Source organism: Bariatricus massiliensis (assembly GCF_900086725.1).
Lineage (GTDB): Bacteria > Bacillota > Clostridia > Lachnospirales > Lachnospiraceae > Allocoprococcus > Allocoprococcus massiliensis.
The window spans coordinates 104,763-128,908 of the sequence record NZ_LT574835.1 but is presented as its reverse complement, the minus strand read 5'-3'; the positions used below and the strand labels follow the sequence as shown (position 1 = coordinate 128,908).

Sequence of the window (24,146 nt, the reverse complement as noted above, 5' to 3'; positions counted from 1 at the left end):
CGTATACGATGAAAAAAATATGGATTTAGTATATTTTGGATGTAGATAGTAGTATCGGAAAAGGAGGCAGACGAATGTATCAAAAATTATTTGAGACCGGACGTATCGGAAATGTAACTATAAAGAATAGGCTGGTGATGTCGCCCATGGGGATTGGGCTGGCAAACTTNAGATGTTTAAAAGAGACAGACATGGGGCAGGGCTTATGCGTCAGCTGTCTGTGACAAAGGACCGCCATATCAAGCCACTGTCCAGACTGGCGGAGGCGGTTCACCGGCACGGCGCGTCCATTTTTATTCAGCTTCATCATCCGGGCAGGGAGACCGTGTCCGCTCTTATCGGGGGGCAGCCGGTGGCGGCGCCTTCACCCATTCCGTGTAAATATCTGCAGCAGGAGACAAGGGCATTAACAATAGAGGAAATAAAGCAACTAGTCCAGCAGTTCACAGACGGGGCCGTGCGGGTAAAAAAGGCGGGATGTGACGGGGTAGAGCTTCATGCGGCCCATGGATATCTGCTTCAGCAGTTTTTATCTCCTTACACAAATAAGCGTGAGGACGAATACGGAGGGAATTTTGAAAACCGTATGAGGATTCTCTTGGAAATTATCGAAGGAATCCGCCGGGAATGTGGGACTGACTTTCCTATAGGAGTCCGGCTTTCGGTGGAAGAATTCCTCGACCAGACGGGAGTCACGGAAGATTATATTCATATTCAGGACGGAATCCGTATAGCGGCCGCCCTTGAACAGGCGGGAATTGATTTCCTTGACGTGAGCTGTGGCTTGTATGAGACGGGAATCACCTGTGTAGAGCCGATTTCTTACCCGCAAGGCTGGCGGCATGATATGCTGGCCGCAGTGAAGGCTCATGTCACTATCCCGGTCCTTGGCGTGTCCGCCATCCGGGAGCCGAAGACTGCGGAAGCCTTTCTGGAGGAGGGCGTGGTAGACTTTGTATCTCTGGGCCGGGCATGGCTGGCGGATGAAGAATGGGGAAAGAAGGTGCAGGAAGGACAGGAATCCGAACTGCGGAAATGTATTTCCTGTCTTCGCTGCTTTGAGAGCCTGAACGAATACAATGCAGCAGGGCTGCCGCCGGAATGCGCGGTGAACCCGCGGCTTGCAAAGGAGCTTAAGTACAGAGAGCTTCCCTGCGATACCATGAAACATACAGCCGTTGTGGCGGGCGGCGGGCCGGCCGGCATGTGTGCGGCGGAGACACTGGCAAAACGCGGCGTCCATGTGGTTCTTATGGATGAGGGGCAGGAACTGGGTGGAACGGTAAATCTGGCCAAAAAGCCTCCGCTGAAGGAGCGGATGGAATGGGTGGCAGATTATTACCGGGAAGCGTTCAAAAAGCTGGATGTGGAAGTGAAGCTTGGAACAGCTGCCGATGTGGACTCTGTGATGGCGTACAATCCGGATGCGGTTGTCGTGGCGACGGGCTCTGTGCCTATCGTGCCGGAAAAGATACCGGGGATTCACGGAGAAAATGTCTATTCTGTGAAGGAAGTCCTTGATGGAAAGCAGGAATGGAAGGATAAAACAATAGCGGTTATCGGTGCAGGACTTACCGGTCTTGAGACTGCTGAATATGTGGCGGCTTTAGGAAACCGGGTCACTATCATCGACATGCTGGGGGAGATTGCGCCGGGCGCCAACCATACCAATGTGGCGGACGTGTGCGGAAGGCTGAAGAAGTATGGGGCGTCCTATCTTCTCGGTCATGCGTTGAAAGAAATAAGGGAAGGATGCGTGATAGTCGAGCAGGTGGAAGACCATCAGGTCAAGGAAGTAGCGGCAGACGCGGTCGTACTCTCATTGGGGTACCGCCCGGATGATACACTGGCCAAGGCCCTTCGGGAAAAGGGTGTGGAAGTAAGAATCGTGGGAAGCGCGGTAAAGGACGGAACGATTGCTCCGGCGGTTCGGATGGGATATGAAGCCGGAAGAGAACTTTTTGAGCATAAAAAGAAACTTACAAGTTTTCATATACCGGCTCAAGACATTGCAAACTTTGGAAAGGTATCGTTGATGGATGAGCAGGAGGGCCTGTACATGGCTTACCTGACAGAGCCTGCGGCAATTGCTCGGATTTTACCGCCGCCGCTCAAACCATTTTCCATGCCGGTGGTCACACTGTCAGTGTGCCATATCCATAGGCCTACCTTCGCGGACGACTACTATGAGGCAATCCTAGGTGTCTATGCGACTTACGGGCAGACGCTGGGACTCTACCCGCTGGGGCTCGTGCTTGGAGGCCCGGGAGCAGAGATGGCGGTACAGTGTGGAAGAGACAACGGCAGTATTCCGAAAAAAATGGGCGCAGAGTTCGTCATCAGAAGGAACGGAGCAGTAGTGACCGCAGAAGTGGCCAGAAGAGGGACACAGCTCGTGGAGGCCAGTATGGAGCTGGGAGAATACAACAGTCCTCTCACACATGTACTGTATCAGGCGCCGGCTGCAGGAAAGAAGACATTTGGAGGCGGGTTCTATTATCATTTTGACAGGCGGCCGGATAAGGAAGGGACTGCGCACTTTGAAAATGGAGCGCTGCTAATGAACCAATGTGAATACAACTATCAGTCATGGGAGCCGGGATTTGTAAATCTTCAGTTAAAATCCAGTATAGACGATCCTTGGGCGGAGCTTCCAATCAATACGATTATCGGCGGAGCCTATTCTAAAAACAGCCTGCTGGTACATAAATTAAACTTAGCGGAAGAGCTGGATGCGGATACGATTGTGCCGTATCTGCTGACCGGCTGGTATGACCGGACCGCGTTCATGGAAACAGGAAGGATATAATTTCATAAGGAGGCAGTAAGTATGGGAAATTTGTTTGATTTAACAGGAAAAGTAGCAGTAGTGACAGGGGCCAGCTCAGGACTTGGCGCAGACGCGGCCCTTGCATATGCGGAAGCGGGCGCAGATGTGGCAGTTCTCGCGCGCCGTGCAGAAAAAATTAACGGGGTGAAAGAAGAGATTGAGAAGCTGGGCAGAAAATCCATTGCCGTGGCATGTGACGTGACAAATGAGGAAAGCGTCAAAGTGGCAATACAGACCGTCCTCGATACATTCGGGCACATCGACATTCTCATGAATAACGCGGGAGTTGCTGTCCGGGGCGGCGTAGACTCTATGACAGAGGAGGACTGGGATAAGTCCTTCAATACAAATGTAAAAGGTATATTTTTCGTATCCAAATACGTAGTGCCGCAGATGAAAGAGCGGGGATATGGAAAGATTGTCAATATTGCCTCTGTAAATGCGGTTATTGCAGACAAGAACGATATGTTCATACGGCATTCTTACAACGCATCCAAATCCGCTGTGCTTGGGCTGACAAAAGGAATGGCATGCTCTTACGCAAGATATGGAATCACTGTGAATGCCATAGGGCCGGCATTGTTTGAGACCGAGATGACGCAGGGGACATTATTCAAATCGGAACAGTTCCTCCAAGGATATTCGGCTATGAATCCGGCGGGACGTCCCGGGAAGAAAGGGGAGCTGAACGGAACCGTACTCTACCTCTCGAGCGACGCGTCCAGTTACGTACAAGGACAGTTCATCATTGTCGACGGCGGCGGTGCGATTGTATAATTTGTAATGTATTTAGAATGAAAAGGCGGAATCTGCAGCTGCAGATTCCGCCTTTTCATGGGTCAATAAGGTATTCTAATCTTAATTTGGGTTCCTTGACTTTCTTTGCTTGCTATCTGGAAGTCTGCGTTATCTTTATAAAAAAGCATGAAACGACGGTAACAGTTATAGAGCCCCACATGGGATGTGTCCGGCAAATTGTCTTTTACAAGTTGTTTTTGTATCATTTCAAGACTTTCTTTAGAGATGCCAACACCACTGTCAGAGATATCTATCAGCACACTGGCGGCTGTGCAGGTCACATGGACAGTGATGGTTCCGCCTTCTGCTTTTGCTAGAATCCCATGTTCCACAGAGTTCTCTACCAGCGGCTGTAATGCGAAAAAAGGAATCTGTACTTTTTTTGCTTTTTCGTCGCAGCTTATGCGGTAGTGGATTAAATCGCCAAAACGATATTTTTGTATGGACAGGTAATTCTTAATATAAGTCATTTCTTGTTCCAGTGTAACTCCCGTATGAATGTCTGACAGACTATAGCGCATCATATGGGCAAAGGAGTCGACCATCTTCGAGGCGGTATCATATTCCCCGAGAGACAATAAGCGTGAAATAGAACTTAGAACATTGAACATAAAGTGAGGAGTTACTTGCTTCTGCAGTGCGTCCAATTGGGCTAACTTTAGCTGGTGCTCCAGATTAAGCTGCCGCTTTTCTGCTAATAGCAGTTTCTCACGGTTGTCGGCGTAGTCTTTTACTACTTGATTGTAAGCAAAGCTCTGAATAATAAAATTAGAGAGATTCATAAGTGCTGTTGTAGCGGCTTCAATCTGCTGGCGCGATAAAACAGGGATTTCCTTATAGTATTCGGCCAGTTGAGGATCGTCAAGCCAATTCACCGAGGCAGATATGGCGTCCTTAGGGTAAAAATCCATTTCGGGGCACAGCACTTGACCGGCTGTGATAGCGCCGACATAGTAGTTTTTGTAAATTAATGGAATTTCAATATTGATTAAGTTGGCATGGCAGACATAAATACTAGGTTTTTTTGATTTTAATGCCAAGCTGATGGCGTGCTGATTGGAAAGAGTGCAACAATGCGCTCCGTCCTTGCGGGCATTTATACATCGACAGAACTTGGTGAAATTACTTCCGGGGCCGATATGCTTTCCCGCGCGGTCGAGAAAAACAACTCCAAATCCCGTTGCATAGGCAAAAGAGTCTTGGATTTCTTGTTGAAATGATTCGGTAACAATGTCGTGTAAATCAATTGGAGTCATCAGCATGCATCTTCTTTCTTAATTCCATAGGAGAATTTCCGGTGTACTTTTTAAAGACTCGGTTAAAATGTGAGATGTTGGAAAACCCGCATGCCTTGGCAATTTCCCCTACCGCTGATGGAGACTGTTCCAGCATCGTGAGGGCATGGGAAAGGCGGACTTTGCGGATATAATCGGTTATGGTCATGCCGGTTTCCTTGCGGAATAATGAAGAAATGTAGGCCGGACTGAAATGGACGGACTGCGCAATCTCTTCCAAGGAAAGCCGCCGGGAATAGTATGAATCAACGTAATCTTGAACTTGTGTTACAATATTTTCCGAGCCCGATTTCTGATGGTTTGGACAAGTATCAGAAGAGCCAGTGCTTCTTATTGATTTTTCTATTGATGCAAGAATATCCGTTTCACTAGATGGCTTTAAAAGATAACCATCCAGTTTATATTCCAGAGCCAGACGGGCGAATTCAAATTCTGCAAAAGCAGTATTAAGTATAATGATAGTAGTGGGAGCTGTATCCTTTATGGCACGAGCGGCTTCTAGTCCGTTCAGGGCGGCCATATTGATATCCATAATTATAATATCCGGGTGCAGCAGTCCTGCTTTCTTGACTGCATCATTCCCATTCAAGGCTTCACCGACAACTTCAAATTGGTCACTATGTTTTTTAAATATTTTTCTTAAGTATTTCCGCTCGATATATTCATCCTCGGCAAGTAAAACTCTATACATATTTCATCCTTTATTATACTGATAATTTTATCTTTTTAATTATAAAGCATAAAAAATGAAAAGTCTATACAGGAAATTAAGAATAATTTGTCTTTTGTTAAGATAAATTTTGCAAAATTTTATGTGTCGGTTAGAGACTATAGAAGACGAAAATTTAATTTAATATAATGATGGCAGAAGGAGGGATTGTTATGAGAGTAAATGATAGATATCTTTCATTTTATTATGAAAATGATTTGGATATGGAACAAATCATAATCGACAAAAAGAAAACAGCGTTGCTGATTGTCGATATGCAGCATGCATTTGTGTCTAGACCGGATACTGTAAGGGGGGTTGACAGAGAGAGAGAAAGGTGGGAGCCGTTCTATCAAATTATTGACAGCCGGGTAATACCTAATAATGTGAAAATATTAGAATGTTTTCGAAAAAAAGACATGGAGGTCTGCTTTGCGAAAATCCAAGGGCAGAAGAAGAATGGCATGGATAGGTCTATTGATCAAAAGGCTACCGGATATAATGAATTGCTACTGCTTCCGGGAGACAAACGTACGGAGATTATACCGGAATTGACACCAGCGGAGGATGAGATAGTGGTTACGAAGACAACGGACAGTGTTCTGACCGGCACAAATCTTCGTCTGACACTGACTAATATGGGAATTGATACAGTGGTCGTAACCGGTGTCCTGACGGACCAGTGTGTGTCGGGAACCGTTAGAAGCCTTGCGGATGAGAGTTTTAAAGTGTGGCTCATCGAGGACGCCTGTATGGCGGCGACACAGGAGCTGCAGGACAATGAACTGACTGCGCTCAACAATATATATTGTCATGTCATAAATACGGACGAATTGTTGGATGCGATCAATTGAGGAAAAGGAGGAAAATAAATGGAAGCATTGTTTCAGTCAGAGGGAGTATTGCTGACAATTATCTCGATTATTGTAGCTTTCTCGATCTTTGCAAGTCAAAAATTGCCCGTATTTAAATCGATGGGCTCACCGGTCACCGCAGTGTTGATAGGGATACTATTAGTCAATCTGAAAATTGTTCCCAGCTCGGCTCCGGTTTACGACTCTATTATGAGTTATACAGTCTATGTATCAATAGTTATGATGCTTTTAAACGTGGACTTTAAAGCGATGATGAAGCTATCAAGGAAACCACTTCTCGCCATGATACTGGCATGCGTCGCCATTTCTATAGGCGCTATACTTGGCGGTCTTATTCTTGGCGGAAGTGTAGAAGAAGGATGGAAACTTTCCGGGATGTATGTGGGCTCTTACACGGGAGGCAGTGCAAACTTGACAGCAATCGGTTATGCTTTAAAAGCATCCAGTAATACTTTGGCGGCGGCAAATGCTGCAGACTATGCAATCGGTATGCCGATGGTTCTTATCTTATTTAGTATGCCTGCATTCTATAAAAAATCGAAGTGGCTTCAGAAGCATTGGCCTTACACGCTTCCGAAGGAAAAGCTGGAGCAGGGTGATGAAAAGGAATTGATGGGAGATAAAGAGTGGAGCGTACTTGATGTGGCGAAAAGCATTGCGCTTTCATTACTTATCTGTGAGATTTCCCGTTTTCTTGGCTCCTTTGTACCAGAATCCATATCAGAGGCAGTTACCGTATTATGTGTAACTACATTGGCCATTATCGCGGCACAGTTCAAACCGGTCAAAGAGATAAAGGGAAGCATGGATTTGGGCATGTTCTTTGCATTATATTATCTGGTCATAATCGGATTCATGGTCAGCATACCTGTGCTGCTTCAATCAGCAGTTAATATTGCGCTTTTGTGTTTCTTAATCTGTGGAAGCAGTTTTGTGATACATCTGTTACTGTGCAGGTTGTTCAAAATCGAATATGAGTATGTAGTGTGCGCTATCGTAGCTGCGATTTGGGATGGCCCCACATCTGCACTGGTGGCAGCAGGTGCACAGTGGAAGAGCCTGATAGGGATATCGGTGATTTTAGGAGTGATTGGACATGCGGTAGGTAATTATCTTGGAATTGGTATTGCCTACTTACTACAGGCGATTTTGTAGACTGACAGGAGGCGTAAAGATGGATGATGGTTTATACATAAAAAGAAATGTATGGGAACAGCTTGGAGCGGATGAAAAAGCTGAGGTATTTACACTTGGAGAAAAATTCAAGAGTTTTATGGACGCTGCGAAGACAGAGAGGTTCGGTGTAAAGGCGATTATTGAAGAAGCAAAAAAACATGGGTTCGTCTCCTTAGAAGAGGCAGGAGCGCTGAAAGCAGGAAGGAAGATATATTGTGAGAATCGTGGAAAGAATGTGATACTGGCCGTTATCGGAGAGGAGAGCCTTGAGGAAGGGGTCAATGTGGTCGGATGTCATTTGGATTCTCCCAGACTGGACATAAAACAAAATCCGCTGTATGAAGGGGATGGTATGGCGCTTATGAAAACGCATTACTATGGGCTGCTGAGAAAATACCAGTGGGTTGCTTTGCCGCTTGCATTATACGGGGTTGTGATTACCGGCAGGGGGGAGAAGCTGGAGATAGCGATTGGTGATGAGGAGGACGATCCGGTATTTTATGTTTCAGATATTCTGCCCCATCTTGGAAAAGACCAGAATATAAAATCTCTGGAGCAGGCTGTCACGGGTGAAGATATGAATTTGATTGTAGGAAGTCTTCCGGCAGATGGGAAGGATAATAGATTTAAAAGACAGGTATTGAATATTCTTAACAAAAAATATGGGATTTGCGAAGAGGATTTTCTGTCTGCCGAACTTCAGGCTGTGCCCGCCGGAAAGGCAAGAGATGTGGGATTTGACAGAAGTATGGTGGCGGCTTATGGGCAGGATGATAAAGTGTGTGCTTTCACAGCGTTAGAGGCTATATTGAATGTTAATAATAATAGAAAAACAGCAGTTGCGTTTTTCGTGGATAAAGAAGAAATAGGAAATGTCGGAGCAACCGGCATGCATTCTCGATTTTTCGAGAACGTACTCACGGAGCTTCTGTTCAAGGAGAATGAAAAATACTGTGATGTGCGTCTTGGAAGGCTTCTTACAAAGAGTAATGTATTATCTGCAGACGTGGCGGCTGCAATGGACCCGACCCATCCCGAAATTCTGGAGAGACAGAATGCGGCTGTGATAGGACATGGAATTTCTATTGTTAAATATACCGGGGCAAATGGAAAGGAAGGGGCAAACGATGCCAATGCAGAATATCTAGGTTATATCAGAAGAATATTTCATGAAAATCATATTGTGTGGCAGACGGCAGAGCTGGGGAAATGCGATCAGGGCGGAGGCGGAACGATTGCCTACGTCATGGCAAATCATAATATGAATGTGGTAGATGTGGGAGTTCCGGTACTTAGTATGCATGCACCATATGAGCTTACGAGCAAGCCGGATATTTATATGACGGTAAAGGCATATAGAAGTTTTTGGGAAGAAGGAGCATAACGCACGGTACAATACCGCAAAATATTGTATATATATTTATAGAAGGAGAGAGCAAATCAAGAGATTTGGTCTCTCTTTTATGATGACAGATATTTAGAAATTCAGCGAATTCAAAGGCTATATTAAACGGAATCTCTTGACAGCGGAATGGCATCGGGACTATTATGAGAGTCAGTATACGAGAAGGAGTTCGCGGATGGGACGCTTAAAAAATCAGCAGGAAATCATAGACTATGGGGCAACCTTGCGGGAGTGGCCTAAAAAAATTTGGTCATGGGAGGAAGTGCCGGAATATTACCGCGGCTTCACAGATTCTTTGAGAGAACAGGGGATGCCGCTTTCGGCTATGGTCTGGGTTCCGTCCAAAGGTTACGAGCGTGATTCCTACGAGTATCTGGGGATACATTTTGACGGCAGAATCATACTGCTTAAGCCTGAGAAGAATGGGAAAATCTGCCAAATATCTTTTTCGGCTAAGGATATCGTCTACATTCAAGATTTAGAATATATGCTCAACTGTGAATACCGCTTCTTCTATCGGGAGAACGGGCAGATGAAAAGAGCGGAGCTTCCTTATAATCAGGCGGTGCAGTATCTGTTTCTTCCATTTTTGAATATGGCGCTGGGATTGGAAGAAGAATTTACTTTTTCCCAGAGGATGAAGGAACATCCCAGACCGGAGCATCTTCTTCATGATGATCATGCGCTCTACAGTTACAGCGAGGCGGCGTTTCGTCTGGGGGAGAAGATAACGGACTATCATTGGGGAAAATACGAGGTGTCTTCTCGACGGTTATTTTTTCATACAAAGAAGCAATGTGCGTGGATGTTGTGCCACACAGAGGGCGGGGACTGCCTGATAGAGTACGGGGCTAATTATCATGAAACTATCTATCTTCCCGGCAGGGCCAGCAGGGTCTCGTGGCAGGAGGAGAGGCAGCTTCTCAGGCTGGAAGCGGCTGTGGATGAAGAGGTATATCCAGTAAAAGAGCTGTACTACAGCACAAAAAATTAAATATGCAAAAAATATTATTTGTATAATAGGGCATAACGAGTTATAATTGCTTAAAAGAATATAAAAAGTCTTCGGGGCAGGGTGACGTTCCAGATATCAGGTCTGGCAAACGGGATTCCCGACTGGCGGTAAAGTCCGCAAGCGCAAGGCGCAGATTTGGTGACTCTCTTTATTTTCCTCTATCAGGGAAGATATTGTGACAGAGGATTCCGGAACCAACAGTAAAGTCTGGATGGAAGAAGATGCATGAAATAAAAGGACGGCAGAGATACTATGTTTAGTCCTGCGGATGATTTTGCACCTGAGAGACTTCGGTTTTTCAGGTGCGTTTTACTTATCGAATTGTGAGGAACAGACATGAGTATGATTAAGACGAAAAAATTGATATTTGAGTATGAAAAGCGTGATGAAGAGGGCAAGGTCATCGGCATGAACCGGGCCGTGGATGAAGTGGATTTAAAGATAGAGCCGGGGCAGTTCATCGCTATCCTAGGGCACAATGGCTCTGGTAAATCAACGCTTGCCAAGCATATGAATGCAATATTGGTGCCGACAGAAGGAACGATGTGGGTGGACGGCAAGGATACCAGACAGGAGGAGACGCTTTGGGATGTCAGACAGAGCGCGGGCATGGTATTCCAAAACCCTGACAACCAGATTATTGGAACGGTAGTGGAAGAAGACGTAGGATTCGGCCCTGAAAATCTGGGGATTCCCACAGACGAAATCTGGGAGCGGGTGGAAGCGAGCTTAAAGGCGGTGGGTATGATAGAGTATCGTAAAAGCTCGCCCAACAAGCTTTCCGGCGGGCAGAAGCAGCGGGTGGCGATTGCGGGAGTGGTGGCCATGAGACCGAAATGCATCGTGCTGGACGAGCCTACAGCCATGCTGGATCCCAATGGGCGCAAGGAAGTGCTCCGCACGGTGGAGGAACTGCGCAGGCGGGAGAAAGTGACAGTCATTTTGATTACTCATTATATGGAAGAAGTGATTGACGCAGATCAGGTCTTTGTCATGGACCATGGTCATATCGTTATGCAGGGGACGCCCCGGGAAATATTTTCGCAGGTGGAACTGCTTAAAAAGTATCGGCTGGATGTACCGCAGGTTACGATTCTGGCAGATGAACTGAAGCGGCGGGGGCTTGATATCCCGTCAGGCATTTTGAGAAAAGAAGAGTTGGTGGAAGCATTATGTCAATTAAATTAGAGCATGTCAATTATATATACAGCGAGGGGACAGCATACGAGAAGCATGCGCTCAAGGATATCTGTCTTGAGATTCCACACGGACAGTTTGTCGGAATCATTGGTCATACCGGGTCTGGGAAATCCACACTTATACAGCACTTTAATGGTCTCATAAAGGCCACGGACGGCGTGCTGTATTATAATGGGGAAAATATTTACGCGGACGGATATAAGATGAAGGAACTGCGTAATCAGGTAGGGCTTGTATTCCAGTATCCGGAGCATCAGCTATTTGAGGTGGACGTGATGAAGGATGTCTGCTTTGGCCCGAAGAATCAAGGGCTGTCTGATGAAGAATGCGAGGTGCGCGCGCGGGAAGCCCTTCAGCTGGTGGGGCTGAAAGAAAAATATTATGACCGTTCCCCCTTCGATTTGTCGGGCGGCCAGAAGCGGCGGGCGGCCATTGCGGGCGTTCTCGCAATGCGGCCTAAAGTGCTGGTGCTGGATGAACCTACGGCTGGGCTTGACCCGAAAGGGCGGGACGAGATTCTGGATCAAATTGCCTACCTGCATAAGCAGAGCGATATGACAGTCATTCTTGTTTCACACAGTATGGAGGATATCGCGAAATATGTGGATAGGATTATCGTGATGAACCAAGGGCAGGTCATGTATGATGACATCCCGAAACGGGTATTTTCACACTATAAAGAGTTGGAACGTGTAGGCCTTGCGGCACCGCAGGTCACCTATATTATGCACGAGCTTAAAGAGAAAGGACTTGCTGTGTCTGCAGAGGCAACTACTGTGGAGGAAGCGGCGGACGAGATTATGAAGGCACTATCAGGCGGCAAAGGAGAGCGGGACAAATGATTCGAGATATTACGATTGGACAATACTATCCGTCGGACAGTAGAATTCATAAGCTGGATCCGAGAGTTAAGATTGTAAGTACACTGTTGTATCTGATTTCACTGTTTACATTTAAAAGCATCATCGGCTATGCTTTGGCTACCTTATTTTTGTTTTTTTGTGTCAGGATGTCCAAGGTGCCTTTTAAGTTCATCGTGAAAGGACTAAAACCAATTATCATCCTGCTCATGATTACGGTTGTATTTAATTTATTTCTGACGCCGGGAGGGAAGCTTCTCTTCCATGCAGGCGTGTTTAAAATAACAGAGCAGGGACTGCGGACGGCGGTCTATATGGGGATAAGATTGATTTATCTCATCATGGGTTCTTCCCTTATGACGCTGACCACCACACCGAATCAGCTGACAGACGGGATTGAGCGCCTTTTGCGGCCGCTCAACCGGCTCAATGTACCGGTACATGAGATCGCGATGATGATGTCCATTGCGCTGCGCTTCATCCCGATTCTTTTGGAGGAGACGGATAAGATTATGAAGGCTCAAATTGCAAGGGGAGCTGATTTGGAGAGCGGCAACATTATACAGAAGGCAAAGGCTATGGTGCCGATTCTGGTACCTTTGTTTGTGTCGGCATTCCGCAGGGCCAACGACCTCGCCATGGCCATGGAGGCCCGCTGTTACCGGGGCGGCGAGGGAAGAACTAAGATGAAACCGCTGGTGTACAGGAGCAGTGACAGGATTGCTTACGGGATAGTGCTTGCCTATGTCATCACTGCATTTGTGGCAGGAAGGTATATTCCGTTTAAAATCTGGATATTTTAAGGAGGCTTCATGAGACGGATCAAGCTGACCGTTGCCTATGACGGTACGAATTATTGTGGCTGGCAGATACAGCCCAATGGGATTACGATAGAGGAAGTTTTGAATAAGGCAATCACTGCCCTGACCGGAACTGAGACCACTGTGATTGGGGCAAGCCGTACGGATTCCGGCGTTCATGCGCTTGGAAATGTGGCTGTGTTCGACACCGGGAGCAGGATTCCGGCGGAGCGCTTTTCTTATGCACTGAATCAGAGACTGCCGAAGGACATTCTGATTGTAAAGTCAGAGGAGGTGCCCCTTGACTGGCATCCCCGCTATCAGGACAGTTTGAAAACTTATGAATATCACATCATCAATAGCAGATTACAGCTACCGACACAGAGGCTGTACCATTATTTTGTCGGTTTTGAATTGGATGTAGAGCGGATGCGGGAAGGCGCGGCCTGTCTTCTGGGAGAGCATGATTTTGCGTCCTTTTGCTGTATCCGTACGAACGCAAAGACTACGGTGCGCAAAATTACGGATCTGCAGATTCACCGTCAGGGAGATGAGATTGTAATCCGGGTCACGGGAAATGGATTTCTCTACAATATGGTGCGGATTATCGCGGGAATACTGATTCGGGTTGGAAGAGGATTCTATGAACCGGAGAAGGTAAAAGAGATTCTGGACGGCAGAGAACGGACGAGGGAAGCCGTGACGGCGCCGGCACAAGGGCTATTCCTAGTGGAAATCGCATACGGGGCCCCGGAGGAGCAGATAGTGTTCCGCCGAGCAGAGGATGCAGATATTCCGGCGGTTATGCGGATGATGGATGCGGCAGTTTCCGGGCTGCCGAACCCGGACTGGTTTGCGGTGGATGACGAGGAGACGGTCAGACGGCATGTGGAAAAAGAAGGATTCATTCTGCTGGCCGAGCATGTTTGCGGAAATTCGAAAGAACCTGCCGCTTTCTTGATTGTACGCTTTCCGGGAAAGGCAGAGGACAATCTGGGAACATATCTGGAGCTTTCCGAAGAAGACATGAGCAGCGTGGCACATTTGGAGACTGCGGTGGTCGCCGAGAAGTTCCGCGGTAGAAAGCTACAGTACCAACTTTTCCTCGAAGCTCAAGAGCTGCTGGAAGGCGGGCCATATAAATATCTGATGGCCACGGTACATCCTGAGAACAAATACAGCCTTTACAATATGGAAAAGCTGGGCTGCAAAAAAGCGGCGGCAGCCATAAAATATGGAGGAAAACAGCGTCTTGTAATGTGGAAGGAATTAGGCGGGGGAGAGTTTAATGCTGTAAATTGTTAAAGACAGTCTTGACAAATTCTGCAGTATACGGTAGTATTTCAGTCAGATAGAGAAAAAGGCTTGGAAAAGAACAAGTAGTGATGAAGACACCCATACAGAAAGCAGCCGGCAGATGAGAGGCGCATGAAGGAACGATTCACGAATACATCTTGGAGCTGCGCACCGAACGAGGGTAAGACAAGTAGGCTGCGACGGACTGGCAGACGTTAAGATGCCCCAGTAATGCTAGTTACTGACAGAGGCAGCAGGTGTGAGCCCGCTGCGAAATAAGGTGGTACCACGGGAATATACCCCGTCCTTACGTGAAAGTAAGGACGGGGTTTTTTGCGCGTAAGAACTGAGCCGTGCGCCAGCTCCGAAAGGCCTTAAGTGTGTTTACACACTTAAAGGACTTACGGAGCTGGCATGGGGCGAAGCCCCGCGACCGAGAAGCTTTGCTTCGAGGTGGCAGGCACGGCGGGAATTCAGAGAAGAGTGCAAGGCCTTAAGTGTGTTTACACACTTAAAGGACTTACGGAGCTGGCATGGGGCGAAGCCCCGCGACCGAGAAGCTTTGCTTCGAGGTGGCAGGCACGGCGGAAACTGTTCTTTCGCCGGGAACTGAATAATAAATGGAAGGGAGGAGTCTATGGCAAAGAAGGAGAAAATTAGTCCTGCAAAGCAGAGGATAATAGATAATTATGAGATGCAGAGGCAGATGCTTATTAAAGAGGGATACGAGGAACGACTTGAAATCATCTCGATATTAAAAGCCAATTTGATGGTCTTTGTGACTGCACTGCCGCTGGTAATCGCAGGAATCGTGTTTTGGGGTGTAACAAAGAAGCACGGCGCTTTTTCTTTCAGCATATTTGACGGAATTTGGTTTTTGCTCTTATATTTTGGAACTATGTTTCTTCACGAGGTTCTGCACGGCCTAGGCTGGAGCATTTGGACAAAAGAAGGCTGGAAAAGCATTTTTCTAGGCGTTATGTGGGAGTCGCTTACACCATACTGCCACTGTAAAGAACCGCTCACGCCGGGGAAGTATATGTTCGGCGGGCTGCTCCCGTTTGTTGTTTTAGGGATAGGGCTTTATGTATTGGCCTTTTCGACGGACAGTCTGCTGATATTATGGCTGAGCCTGTTTAATATTCTGGGAGCAGGAGGCGATTTGGCAATAATGCTTCATGTCTTTAAGTATAGAAATGCGTATTTGCTGGACCACCCGACAGAGTGCGGTTTTGCGGCTTTCGAATGTTTTTAGGATTTTGGTAGCACGGAGTGCGGAGAAATCCGTAGACATCAGGGTCAAAGAGTGTTTTGACCCCAATATCATTATATTTAATAAAGAAAAGGAGATTATATCATGGGAATTTATGAAGAACTTCAAGCAAGAGGTTTGATTGCACAGGTGACGGATGAGGAGCTTATCCGTGATTTGGTTAACAGCGGAAAGGCGACATTTTACATCGGATTCGATCCGACGGCAGACAGCCTTCACGTGGGACATTTTATGGCGCTCTGCCTGATGAAACGTCTGCAGATGGCAGGAAATAAGCCGATTGCGCTGCTGGGAGGCGGAACAGGATATATCGGCGACCCATCCGGAAGAACGGACATGCGCTCTATGATGACGCCGGAGATGATCCAGCATAACTGTGACTGCTTTAAGGAGCAGATGAGTAAGTTTATCGATTTCTCAGAGGGGAAGGCGTTGATGGTCAACAATGCTGACTGGCTGCTGGATTTGAATTATGTGGAAATGCTTCGTGAGGTAGGGCCTCATTTCAGCGTAAACAGAATGCTGACAGCGGAATGTTACAAGCAGCGTATGGAGAAGGGGCTTAGCTTCTTAGAGTTTAACTACATGATTATGCAGAGCTATGACTTTTATATGTTATTCCAGAAGTACGGATGTAACCTGCAGTTCGGCGGGGATGACCAGTGGAGCAACATGCTGGGCGGTACAGAGCTTATCCGCCGGAAGCTTGGCAAGGACGCCAGCGCCATGACAATCACTCTGCTCCTCAATTCGGAGGGCAAGAAGATGGGAAAAACCCAGTCCGGCGCCGTATGGCTTGACCCGAACAAGACCTCACCGTTCGAGTTCTACCAGTACTGGAGAAATATCGCTGACGCAGATGTGCTCAAATGCATTCGTATGCTGACGTTCCTTCCGCTGGAGGAGATTGACAAAATGGATGCGTGGGAAGGGGCGCAGCTCAATCAGGCAAAAGAGATTCTTGCATATGAGCTGACAAAGCTTGTCCATGGTGAAGAAGAGGCGGAAAAGGCTCAAAAAGGTTCTCGTGAGCTGTTCAGCGCAGGGAACGCTGCGGATATGCCGACGGCAGAATTGAACGACGAGGATTTCACGGACGGTAAGATCGATATTTTAACACTGCTTGTAAAGAGCGGTCTCGTACCATCCAAATCCGAGGCAAGACGTGCAGTTCAGCAGGGCGGCGCGGCAGTCGACGGCGAGAAGGTCACCGATATTGCGGCGACATTTGCAAAGGAAGATTTTGAAGGAGAAGGAAAAGTCCTCAGACGTGGAAAGAAGAATTTCAGAAAAGTTTTAGTGTAATATGCTGTTCCTTGAGGTTAGATTGTGAGATAATAAAAGAAAAACCGTAGAGGAGGAGTCGCAATGAGTTTTAGAGAAGTAAAAGCAGAAGCAGTAAAAGAGAATCCGTTTCATCTGATAGCGAGTGACTGGATGCTGGTGACTGCAGGTGATGAGAAAAAATGCAACACGATGACCGCGAGTTGGGGCGGTGTGGGTATTATGTGGAGCAAGCCGACGGCTACCGCATATATCAGAGACTCTAGATACACGAAAGAATTTGTGGACAATGCGGAATATTTTACCTTATCCTTTTTTGGGGAAGAATACAGGAAAGCGTTGAATCTCTGCGGAACAGTGTCGGGCAGAGACTGCGACAAGATAAAAGAAGCCGGACTGACACCGTATTACATCGACGGCACTACAGCATTCGAAGAGGCCAAGATGATATTTGTCTGCAAAAAAGTATACCACCAATATATGGGGCCGGAGAACTTTGATTTGAAGTCCAACATAGACAAGTGGTATTCCGACGGAGACTTTCATACCATGTATCTGGGAGAAATCGTGAAAGTACTGGTGAAAGAATGATGAGTGAAAAGACTCAAAGGGAGACTCATCGGGGACAGGTCCCAACGCATCGGGACCTGTCCCCGATGCGATTTGACCTGTCCCCTTTGACATCAAAAGAGGTTATTTTAGCTTCGGCATCCCCGAGACGAACGGAATTGCTTAAACAGGCAGGTATCGAGCATGTAATTATGCCTTCTGAATGTGAGGAGATTATCAAGTCAAATATTCCACAGGATGTAGTGCAGGAATTGGCGGGGCAGAAGGCTTGGGAGGTTTATCAGAGATATCTGCGGGAGCATAGGACAGAAGATTTTCTCGTTATAGGAGCAGACACGGTCGTCGCACTGGACGGGAAAATACTGGGAAAGCCGAAAGATGAAACGGATGCGTTTGGCATGCTCTCTTTGCTTCAGGGAAGGGAACATCAAGTATATACGGGCGTTTCGCTGATTAGATACGAGGATGGCGCAGTACTTAGAAAATCGTTCTATGAGTGCAGCAATGTTCAGGTATATCCGGTAAGTGAGAAAGAGATTTACGAATATATCGCTTCAGGAGAGCCGCTGGATAAGGCAGGAGCCTATGGGATACAGGGGCGATTTGCCGTCCATATCAGAGGAATTGAAGGAGACTATAACAATATAGTAGGCCTTCCCATTGCCAGAATTTATCATGAGATAAAAGTGTGGTAGAAGACGATGGGGACAGGTCCCAACGCGTTGGGACCTGTCCCCATCTACAATTCTTTGAAATATCTGACACTATAAGGGGAAAGAGCCAATTGTCCGTTTGATTCGAGAGTTTCTTCCGTCAGCAAGTCTTGGAAGCTTCCGTTCAATTCTTGGCTGTTGGCAGTGAACGCATCAGGGGAGGCGTTGATTGCGACTAATACTCGCTCGGTGTCGGATTTTCTTTCAAATATAAGTTGGTGATTGGTAATCACTACGTTATGGTATGAGCCATTACAGAGTGCGTCGCTCTGGGTGCGTATGTGAATCAGTTGTGTGATAAATTCGGTCAATTCGTTGGGCTTGGGTGCCTCAAAACAGGGGCGGAGTGCATAATCATCGCTGGTGCCCTTCACACCCTCTTCTCCCCATTCGCTGCCGTAATAGATGCAGGGAACGCCGGGCATTCCTAGGAGCAATCCATAGGCCAGAGGTAAATGTTCCTTTTTCGTCAGTATGCTAGCAATCCGTGTGACATCATGGTTGTCTACGAAGGACATGAGATGCTTGCCGCGGTACAGGCACCATTGCTCGGAACCATACTGGCGGTTTAGGGAATGCGCGATTTCGAATAAATTCATGCTGTTGAAGCTAGAAAAAATCCCCTTGTAGCATTCATAGTTTGTGCAGCTGTGAAGCATCTCGTCGTTGACGATTAGGTTGTAGTCACCAAAAAGAACCTCGCCTATCAGCGCAAAGTCTTCCTTTAACTCCTGACAGTAGGCCCTGAGACGCTTCATGAAATTCCGGTCCAGACTGTAAGCCACATCAAGCCGCAGGCCGTCGATGTCAAAGTCTTCAATCCAGCCACGGACACAGCTTAAAAGATAGTCTGCTACCGCGGGATTCGCAAGGTTTAGTTTCACAAGTTCGAAATGCCCCTCCCAGCCCTCGTACCAAAAACCGTCGTCGTAACAAGAATTTCCATCAAAATTGACATAAAACCAATCTTTGTAGGGAGAGTCCCACTTCTTTTCCTTCACATCCTGAAAAGCCCAAAAACCACGCCCGACGTGATTGAACACCCCGTCCAGAACTATTTTTACATTGTGCGCATGCAAATCCTTACAGACATCTGCAAAATCAGCATTTGTCCCAAGCCGACAGTCTATTTTTGTAAAATCTCTTGTGTCATATCCGTGATTATCAGATTCAAAAATTGGATTCAATAGAATAGAAGTAATACCAAGATTCTCCAGATAATCGCTCCATTCCTTCAATTTCGTAATTCTCGGAACTGTTTTCCCATCATTGGCTGTCGGAGCTCCACAGAAGCCAAGGGGGTAAATCTGGTAAAATATACCGTTATAAGCCCACATAATCAAGTACCTGCTTTCTTGTCAATATAATCAGCTGTTCAGCTTTTTATATTATATCAAAAATTGAATAGATATACTATAGAAGTGTAAGTTTTGATAGATTTTTAACAGTAAAAAGTGTATAATGTATATAAATCATGAGAAGGGGGGATTCGCATGAGACAGCAGAGAAAAAGAGTTGTAAGCGTTTTGATTATGCTGTTCTTTTTGTGCCTTCTTCTGGGGGAGACCACATACTATCAATATAAAGCGGTAAACAATGTTCCTTCACAAAATCAGACGGAGACGGTGGTGAAGACTCCCGATTCGGTCCTCCATTTAATCGAGCAGTTCCAGCCGAGACAGACCTTGAATTCCCGCGCTATTCTTTCGCATTTGTTACGGAATATGCCGGAAAGATTACGTGTAGGGGCGGTATTTTTGGTTCTGATAATTCTTGCTGCATTTACCATAGAGATAAAAAGAGGGGAGCAAGAACAATCCTCATGTCAGTTTCAGACATTTTTTCAAAATATATTAAATATTCTGCATAGGTGGGATGGAAAAAAAGATGTTCTTTTTCTGTGTAACTATTCATAATAGATAAAACAGAAAAAGGAGAATTAAATATGGAATTGATTACGAATATTGTGCAGATGATTAACAAAATTCTTTGGGATTATGCACTTCTATTTTTGTTGTGCGGAACAGGCATTTGGTTTACATTCAGACTCCGATTTGTACAGATTAGAAGGTTTAAAGACGGATGGAATAAGACTTTTGGCGGCCTGTTCAAAAAAGGTGATAAAGCAGATTCTGACGGTATTTCATCATTTCAGGCGCTTACGACAGCAATAGCGGCGCAAGTAGGAACCGGCAACTTGGCAGGCGCTGCAACAGCGATAGCGGCAGGTGGACCGGGAGCTATTTTTTGGATGTGGCTCAGTGCGTTTTTTGGAATGGCCACTATCTACTCTGAGGCGCTGATGGCCCAGAAATTCAAGACGGTGAAGGAAGGGCAGATAACCGGAGGCCCGGTATATTACATAAGAGGTGCGTTCAAAGGAACCTTCGGCAAAGTTCTGGCTGCAATATTTTCCGTGCTCATCATATTTGCTCTTGGATTTATGGGAAATGCAGTGCAGGCAAACTCTATCGGTGATGCATTTGCAACAGCCTTTGGCATTAATCCGGTTATCATCGGTGTGATTGTATCATTGGTTGCCTTTTTCATTTTTGCGGGAGGAATAAGCCGAATTGCGACGGTAACCGAAAAGCTTGTTCCGTTTATGGCATTCTTCTATATTATTGGTTCTTTGATTGTTATCGGAGTTAATTTTAAAGCGGTGCCGGATGCATTCTACAGCATTTTCGTAGGGGCATTCAATCCGCAGGCTCTTGCCGGAGGTGTGATTGGCGTCACTGTTCAAAAGGCAATGAGATACGGTGTTGCCCGCGGCCTGTTTTCAAATGAAGCCGGTATGGGGTCTACTCCTCATGCCCATGCAATTGCCAAGGTGGAACATCCGGGCGATCAAGGATGTGTAGCAATCGTGAGTGTATTTATTGACACATTCGTAGTTTTGACTATGACCGCATTAGTAGTCATTACGACCGGAGTTGTCAGGCCGGATGGTTCCCTTATCGGTACGGCGCTTACGCAGGCTGCATTTAGCTCCGTATTTGGCAAATTTGGGAATATATTTATTGCGATATGTATGTTCTTCTTTGCATTTTCGACTGTAATTGGCTGGTACTTTTTTGGAGAGGCCAATGTGAAATACCTTTTTGGAAAGAAAGCGGTTAAGATATACGCGGTGCTTGTGTGTGTAATGATTATTGTTGGCTCTGCGTTAAAGGTGGAATTAGTTTGGGATATGGCGGACGCGTTCAACGGAATGATGGTAATTCCAAACCTGATTGCCCTTCTGGCACTGACCGGTATGGTCGTCAAAGTAAGTGACGAATATGATTTAAAACATAAAAAATAATTGAAATAGCAGGGGAAAGAGGATTTCATCACGATGGAAATCCTCTTTCTACGTAGTTGAAAAAATGTATACAAACTTGAAAAAAATGGTTGACATGAAATGAAGCTCATAATATAATGATAAAGTATGACGTAAGGATGAAACAGTTTACACCAAAGCCCCGGAGTGAGCTGCTTTCCAAATAGAAATATCAATAACAAATTAGGAAAATGAAAATTCATAGGAGGTCAACCAATGAAAACTTACATGGCTAATCCAGATAAGATTGAAAGAAAATGGTATGTAGTTGACGCAGAAGGCCAGACATTAGGACGTCTTTGTGCAGAAATTGCGAAAGTTTTAAGAGGAAAAAATAAACCGGAATTCACACCGCATGTTGATACAGGTGACTATGTAATAGTTGTGAACGCTGAGAAGATTAATGTTACAGGTAAAAAATTGGATCAGAAAGTTTACTATCATCATTCAGACTATGTTGGAGGAATGAAAGAGACTACACTGAGAGAGATGATGGCTAAGAAACCGGAAGCAGTTATCGAACTTGCTGTTAAGGGGATGCTCCCGAAAGGACCTTTAGGAAGAGCGATGATCAAAAAACTTCACGTTTATGCTGGACCAGAACACGAACAGCAGGCTCAGAAGCCGGAAGTTTTAACATTTTAATTAGAGGTTTGAAAGGAGGAAATAAAAGTGGCTAAAGCAAAATTCTACGGAACAGGAAGAAGAAAAAAATCAATCGCAAGAGTATATCTGGTACCTGGAACAGGTAACATTACTATTAATAAAAGAGACATCAACGACTATTTCGGACTGGAGACATTAAAAGTTGTAGTTCGTCAGCCGCTCGTTGCGACAGAGACTAGTGATAAATTTGATGTATTGGTTACAGTTAAGGGTGGTGGATACACAGGACAGGCTGGTGCTATCCGTCATGGTATCTCCAGAGCACTTCTGGAAGCAGATGCAGAATACAGACCTACATTAAAATCAGCTGGTTACCTCACTCGTGACCCACGTATGAAAGAACGTAAGAAATACGGACTCAAAGCAGCTCGTAGAGCTCCGCAGTTCTCAAAGAGATAATTCAAAGGTTCAGAGAACAAAACACAAAAGCCTTGGAAATGCAATGTTTCCAAGGCTTTTTCTTTTTTTATGGACTGCTGAACAACTTCTGCAAACACCTGAAAATCTGTCTATTAGTAACACGATAGAAACAAATTAGTAACACAGAATCATTGGTCTTGTGCAAGACTTTTGGAATCTTGTGCAAGATATGAAATAACCGCTTTCCTGACTTCCAATTTGGTTCTGCAATGAACTTTGTGACCATCCTTGAATGTGATGTCATATCCATCATGTGTATTTCCTGTCAATAATCTGATTTGTTCCTTGTTCTTTTCTGCAATCTGCAAAGAATCAAACATTCCCATTTGGTCTTGATGCATCAGCTCAATGATATATGCATTCAATGACATTCCCTTTTCAGAAGCAAGTGTCTTGAAGACTTCCTTCATTCCCTTTGGCACTGCAAGATGTATTCTGTCATAATGTTCTTCATTGAATTTATTTTTATATTCTGTTTTCTTCATCATGACACCTTCTTTCAGATTTTGTTGATTGATTCAAGTTTGATTGGAAGTTCCAAATGTGTGTAAACAGTTTCTGTGACACCCTGACCTTTGTGACCAACAATCTTTTTGATTATTCTTTCATCAACACCTGCTTCTGTCAACAAGGACACACAGGTGTGTCTTGTGTCATGTGGGCGGTGCTTCAAGTTCATTTGTTCCATCAGCGGTGTCCAATATGAATCATAATAATTTCTATATGTGAAAGATTTATTGTCAGGTGTGCAAATCAGATGGTCACAATCTTTCTGCATCCAATATTCAAAGAATGGAACAATTTTTTCTGCAATCGGAACTTCCCTGATTCCTGATTCTGTCTTTGATTCTTTTACAAAGAACCATCTTTCATCAAGATGAATGTCCTTTTTTTCAAGGTCAAGAAGTTCACCAATCCTGACACCTGTGTATATCAGAAGCAGGATGACAGAAACATATTCATTCCCTTCCTGATTCTTCCACACAGTCTGAATCTGATTCTTGGAAAAAGGCTTTCTGTCATATGCGTTTGGATTTCCTGCTTTCTTAATATCAATATATCTTATCATATCCCTTTTGTCCTTGGACACAATTTCATGTTTGACAGCATAATCATACATCAGACCAAGTGTGACCTTCAATTTCTTCAAAGTTGGTGAATTCTTTCCTGATTCATCACAGACTTTTTGAAAATGGTCAAGTTTGATGTCAACCAATCGCATGTCTTTTATTTTTTCACACAGCTTCCATGAAGCCTTTACACCATTGATATTTGATTGTGATATTTCTTCAAAATGATGTTCAGACCACTTGTCATATAATTCTTCAAGTGTCATCTGTTCAATGTGCAGGTCAAATGGGTCTGCATTATAATCTGCAAGTGCTTGAAGTGCTTCCTGTCTTGTAGGATAAAAACCAACAAATTTGTATATTGGAAAAGACCTTTGCTTCACAGGGTCATCTTTCCATCCAACAGTTTTTCTTGCACACCAAGGATTCCTTCTGTGTCCTGAAAGTTTGTAAACACTTCCAAATCCATTTGGTAATTTCATAAAAAATCACATCCTTCCTGAATTTTGGTGCAAAAATCAAAGGGATGTGATATAATAAGATTTGCGGTTCTTGGACTATCACAC

23 protein-coding genes, 1 pseudogene, 1 riboswitch and 1 other annotated feature are annotated in these 24,146 nt (G+C 45.4%); of the genes and pseudogenes, 19 read left to right on the top strand and 5 right to left on the bottom strand.

Annotated features, from left to right (window positions below):
- Positions 1-205 precede the first annotated feature (205 nt).
- Both BN6465_RS01030 and BN6465_RS01025 read left to right on the top strand, forming a co-directional pair.
- Positions 206-2,809, top strand: a complete 2,604-nt coding sequence (locus BN6465_RS01030; RefSeq protein WP_242868057.1) for an oxidoreductase — start codon at positions 206-208, stop codon at positions 2,807-2,809.
- Positions 2,810-2,830: 21 nt separating this feature from the next.
- Complete coding sequence (locus tag BN6465_RS01025; RefSeq protein ID WP_082891551.1) at positions 2,831-3,607, top strand: SDR family NAD(P)-dependent oxidoreductase; 777 nt, start codon at positions 2,831-2,833, stop codon at positions 3,605-3,607.
- Between the two features lie 62 nt (positions 3,608-3,669).
- Here BN6465_RS01025 and BN6465_RS01020 read toward each other — a convergent pair whose 3' ends face one another.
- Positions 3,670-4,884, bottom strand: a complete 1,215-nt coding sequence (locus BN6465_RS01020) for a sensor histidine kinase (RefSeq protein WP_066730842.1) — start codon at positions 4,882-4,884, stop codon at positions 3,670-3,672.
- Complete coding sequence (locus BN6465_RS01015; protein WP_066730840.1) at positions 4,871-5,614, bottom strand: response regulator transcription factor; 744 nt, start codon at positions 5,612-5,614, stop codon at positions 4,871-4,873. Before BN6465_RS01015 ends, BN6465_RS01020 begins: the two co-directional genes overlap by 14 nt.
- Positions 5,615-5,805: 191 nt before the next feature.
- Between BN6465_RS01015 and BN6465_RS01010 the strand changes: the two genes are divergently transcribed.
- The 13 genes and pseudogenes from BN6465_RS01010 to BN6465_RS00950 all read left to right on the top strand — a co-directional run bounded on the left by BN6465_RS01010 (position 5,806) and on the right by BN6465_RS00950 (position 18,081).
- The gene (locus BN6465_RS01010; RefSeq protein ID WP_066730838.1) at positions 5,806-6,486 is read left to right on the top strand and encodes a cysteine hydrolase family protein; all 681 of its coding nucleotides are present in this window, start codon (positions 5,806-5,808) and stop codon (positions 6,484-6,486) included.
- 18 nt (positions 6,487-6,504) lie between these two features.
- A complete protein-coding gene (locus BN6465_RS01005) occupies positions 6,505-7,662 on the top strand; it encodes a DUF819 family protein (protein ID WP_066730834.1) in 1,158 nt (385 codons plus the stop codon).
- A 19-nt stretch (positions 7,663-7,681) separates the two neighbouring features.
- Positions 7,682-9,067, top strand: coding sequence for an aminopeptidase (locus BN6465_RS01000; RefSeq protein ID WP_066730832.1), 1,386 nt, complete (start codon positions 7,682-7,684; stop codon positions 9,065-9,067).
- Between the two features lie 196 nt (positions 9,068-9,263).
- Complete coding sequence (locus BN6465_RS00995) at positions 9,264-10,082, top strand: hypothetical protein (RefSeq protein WP_066730828.1); 819 nt, start codon at positions 9,264-9,266, stop codon at positions 10,080-10,082.
- A 63-nt stretch (positions 10,083-10,145) separates the two neighbouring features.
- A riboswitch (FMN riboswitch) is annotated at positions 10,146-10,330 on the top strand.
- 109 nt (positions 10,331-10,439) lie between these two features.
- Positions 10,440-11,291, top strand: coding sequence for an energy-coupling factor transporter ATPase (locus BN6465_RS00990; protein ID WP_066730827.1), 852 nt, complete (start codon positions 10,440-10,442; stop codon positions 11,289-11,291).
- Positions 11,276-12,145 carry an energy-coupling factor transporter ATPase gene (locus BN6465_RS00985; RefSeq protein ID WP_066730825.1) on the top strand — a complete coding sequence of 290 codons (870 nt, stop codon included), beginning with the start codon at positions 11,276-11,278 and terminating at the stop codon, positions 12,143-12,145. The genes BN6465_RS00990 and BN6465_RS00985 overlap by 16 nt, the downstream gene beginning before the upstream one ends.
- On the top strand, positions 12,142-12,966 hold the full coding sequence (locus tag BN6465_RS00980) for an energy-coupling factor transporter transmembrane component T family protein (RefSeq protein ID WP_066730823.1): 825 nt from the start codon (positions 12,142-12,144) through the stop codon (positions 12,964-12,966). The genes BN6465_RS00985 and BN6465_RS00980 overlap by 4 nt, the downstream gene beginning before the upstream one ends.
- 9 nt (positions 12,967-12,975) lie before the next feature.
- Positions 12,976-13,707 (top strand): annotated as a pseudogene (gene truA, locus BN6465_RS21540) (tRNA pseudouridine(38-40) synthase TruA); the annotation flags it as partial.
- 613 nt (positions 13,708-14,320) lie between these two features.
- Positions 14,321-14,571 (top strand) — a binding site (T-box leader).
- A gap of 102 nt (positions 14,572-14,673) precedes the next feature.
- Positions 14,674-14,919 carry a hypothetical protein gene (locus BN6465_RS00970; protein ID WP_066730821.1) on the top strand — a complete coding sequence of 82 codons (246 nt, stop codon included), beginning with the start codon at positions 14,674-14,676 and terminating at the stop codon, positions 14,917-14,919.
- Positions 14,897-15,514 (top strand): DUF3267 domain-containing protein, encoded by a 618-nt coding sequence (locus tag BN6465_RS00965; RefSeq protein WP_066730819.1) that lies wholly within the window; start codon positions 14,897-14,899, stop codon positions 15,512-15,514. Before BN6465_RS00970 ends, BN6465_RS00965 begins: the two co-directional genes overlap by 23 nt.
- 102 nt (positions 15,515-15,616) lie before the next feature.
- A complete protein-coding gene (tyrS, locus tag BN6465_RS00960; RefSeq protein ID WP_066730816.1) occupies positions 15,617-16,837 on the top strand; it encodes a tyrosine--tRNA ligase in 1,221 nt (406 codons plus the stop codon).
- 63 nt (positions 16,838-16,900) lie between these two features.
- Positions 16,901-17,407 carry a flavin reductase family protein gene (locus BN6465_RS00955; RefSeq protein ID WP_066730814.1) on the top strand — a complete coding sequence of 169 codons (507 nt, stop codon included), beginning with the start codon at positions 16,901-16,903 and terminating at the stop codon, positions 17,405-17,407.
- A gap of 65 nt (positions 17,408-17,472) precedes the next feature.
- Positions 17,473-18,081: a Maf family protein gene (locus BN6465_RS00950; RefSeq protein WP_066731108.1), complete on the top strand. Its 609-nt coding sequence runs from the start codon at positions 17,473-17,475 to the stop codon at positions 18,079-18,081.
- Positions 18,082-18,125: 44 nt separating this feature from the next.
- On the opposite strand, the gene BN6465_RS00945 is transcribed toward BN6465_RS00950, so the two are convergent.
- Positions 18,126-19,436 carry an alpha-amylase family glycosyl hydrolase gene (locus BN6465_RS00945; protein ID WP_066730812.1) on the bottom strand — a complete coding sequence of 437 codons (1,311 nt, stop codon included), beginning with the start codon at positions 19,434-19,436 and terminating at the stop codon, positions 18,126-18,128.
- 156 nt (positions 19,437-19,592) lie between these two features.
- On the opposite strand from BN6465_RS00945, the gene BN6465_RS00940 reads away from it, so the two are divergent.
- The 4 genes from BN6465_RS00940 (at position 19,593) to rpsI (ending at position 22,489) form a co-directional block, all read left to right on the top strand.
- Positions 19,593-20,015 carry a hypothetical protein gene (locus tag BN6465_RS00940; protein ID WP_066730810.1) on the top strand — a complete coding sequence of 141 codons (423 nt, stop codon included), beginning with the start codon at positions 19,593-19,595 and terminating at the stop codon, positions 20,013-20,015.
- Between the two features lie 29 nt (positions 20,016-20,044).
- Complete coding sequence (locus tag BN6465_RS00935) at positions 20,045-21,406, top strand: alanine/glycine:cation symporter family protein (RefSeq protein ID WP_066730808.1); 1,362 nt, start codon at positions 20,045-20,047, stop codon at positions 21,404-21,406.
- A gap of 234 nt (positions 21,407-21,640) precedes the next feature.
- Positions 21,641-22,069: a 50S ribosomal protein L13 gene (rplM, locus tag BN6465_RS00930; RefSeq protein ID WP_066730806.1), complete on the top strand. Its 429-nt coding sequence runs from the start codon at positions 21,641-21,643 to the stop codon at positions 22,067-22,069.
- A 27-nt stretch (positions 22,070-22,096) separates the two neighbouring features.
- Positions 22,097-22,489, top strand: a complete 393-nt coding sequence (rpsI, locus tag BN6465_RS00925; protein WP_066730804.1) for a 30S ribosomal protein S9 — start codon at positions 22,097-22,099, stop codon at positions 22,487-22,489.
- Between the two features lie 149 nt (positions 22,490-22,638).
- On the opposite strand, the gene BN6465_RS00920 is transcribed toward rpsI, so the two are convergent.
- Entirely contained in the window at positions 22,639-22,998 is a 360-nt protein-coding gene (locus BN6465_RS00920; protein ID WP_242868056.1) for a hypothetical protein, read from the bottom strand.
- Positions 22,999-23,009: 11 nt separating this feature from the next.
- Positions 23,010-24,062, bottom strand: a complete 1,053-nt coding sequence (locus BN6465_RS00915) for a tyrosine-type recombinase/integrase (RefSeq protein ID WP_066730799.1) — start codon at positions 24,060-24,062, stop codon at positions 23,010-23,012.
- Between the last annotated feature and the right edge of the window lie 84 nt (positions 24,063-24,146).

Excerpts from the sequence above, each read along its gene's own strand:
- BN6465_RS01030 (WP_242868057.1), top strand. The coding sequence starts at position 206 with ATGCGTCAGCTGTCTGTGACAAAGGACCGCCATATCAAGCCACTGTCC.
- BN6465_RS01025 (WP_082891551.1), top strand. The coding sequence starts at position 2,831 with ATGGGAAATTTGTTTGATTTAACAGGAAAAGTAGCAGTAGTGACAGGG.
- BN6465_RS01020 (WP_066730842.1), bottom strand. The coding sequence starts at position 4,884 with ATGACTCCAATTGATTTACACGACATTGTTACCGAATCATTTCAACAA.
- BN6465_RS01015 (WP_066730840.1), bottom strand. The coding sequence starts at position 5,614 with ATGTATAGAGTTTTACTTGCCGAGGATGAATATATCGAGCGGAAATAC.
- BN6465_RS01010 (WP_066730838.1), top strand. The coding sequence starts at position 5,806 with ATGAGAGTAAATGATAGATATCTTTCATTTTATTATGAAAATGATTTG.
- BN6465_RS01005 (WP_066730834.1), top strand. The coding sequence starts at position 6,505 with ATGGAAGCATTGTTTCAGTCAGAGGGAGTATTGCTGACAATTATCTCG.
- BN6465_RS01000 (WP_066730832.1), top strand. The coding sequence starts at position 7,682 with ATGGATGATGGTTTATACATAAAAAGAAATGTATGGGAACAGCTTGGA.
- BN6465_RS00995 (WP_066730828.1), top strand. The coding sequence starts at position 9,264 with ATGGGACGCTTAAAAAATCAGCAGGAAATCATAGACTATGGGGCAACC.
- BN6465_RS00990 (WP_066730827.1), top strand. The coding sequence starts at position 10,440 with ATGAGTATGATTAAGACGAAAAAATTGATATTTGAGTATGAAAAGCGT.
- BN6465_RS00985 (WP_066730825.1), top strand. The coding sequence starts at position 11,276 with ATGTCAATTAAATTAGAGCATGTCAATTATATATACAGCGAGGGGACA.
- BN6465_RS00980 (WP_066730823.1), top strand. The coding sequence starts at position 12,142 with ATGATTCGAGATATTACGATTGGACAATACTATCCGTCGGACAGTAGA.
- BN6465_RS00970 (WP_066730821.1), top strand. The coding sequence starts at position 14,674 with ATGGGGCGAAGCCCCGCGACCGAGAAGCTTTGCTTCGAGGTGGCAGGC.
- BN6465_RS00965 (WP_066730819.1), top strand. The coding sequence starts at position 14,897 with ATGGCAAAGAAGGAGAAAATTAGTCCTGCAAAGCAGAGGATAATAGAT.
- tyrS (WP_066730816.1), top strand. The coding sequence starts at position 15,617 with ATGGGAATTTATGAAGAACTTCAAGCAAGAGGTTTGATTGCACAGGTG.
- BN6465_RS00955 (WP_066730814.1), top strand. The coding sequence starts at position 16,901 with ATGAGTTTTAGAGAAGTAAAAGCAGAAGCAGTAAAAGAGAATCCGTTT.
- BN6465_RS00950 (WP_066731108.1), top strand. The coding sequence starts at position 17,473 with ATGCGATTTGACCTGTCCCCTTTGACATCAAAAGAGGTTATTTTAGCT.
- BN6465_RS00945 (WP_066730812.1), bottom strand. The coding sequence starts at position 19,436 with ATGTGGGCTTATAACGGTATATTTTACCAGATTTACCCCCTTGGCTTC.
- BN6465_RS00940 (WP_066730810.1), top strand. The coding sequence starts at position 19,593 with ATGAGACAGCAGAGAAAAAGAGTTGTAAGCGTTTTGATTATGCTGTTC.
- BN6465_RS00935 (WP_066730808.1), top strand. The coding sequence starts at position 20,045 with ATGGAATTGATTACGAATATTGTGCAGATGATTAACAAAATTCTTTGG.
- rplM (WP_066730806.1), top strand. The coding sequence starts at position 21,641 with ATGAAAACTTACATGGCTAATCCAGATAAGATTGAAAGAAAATGGTAT.
- BN6465_RS00920 (WP_242868056.1), bottom strand. The coding sequence starts at position 22,998 with ATGATGAAGAAAACAGAATATAAAAATAAATTCAATGAAGAACATTAT.
- BN6465_RS00915 (WP_066730799.1), bottom strand. The coding sequence starts at position 24,062 with ATGAAATTACCAAATGGATTTGGAAGTGTTTACAAACTTTCAGGACAC.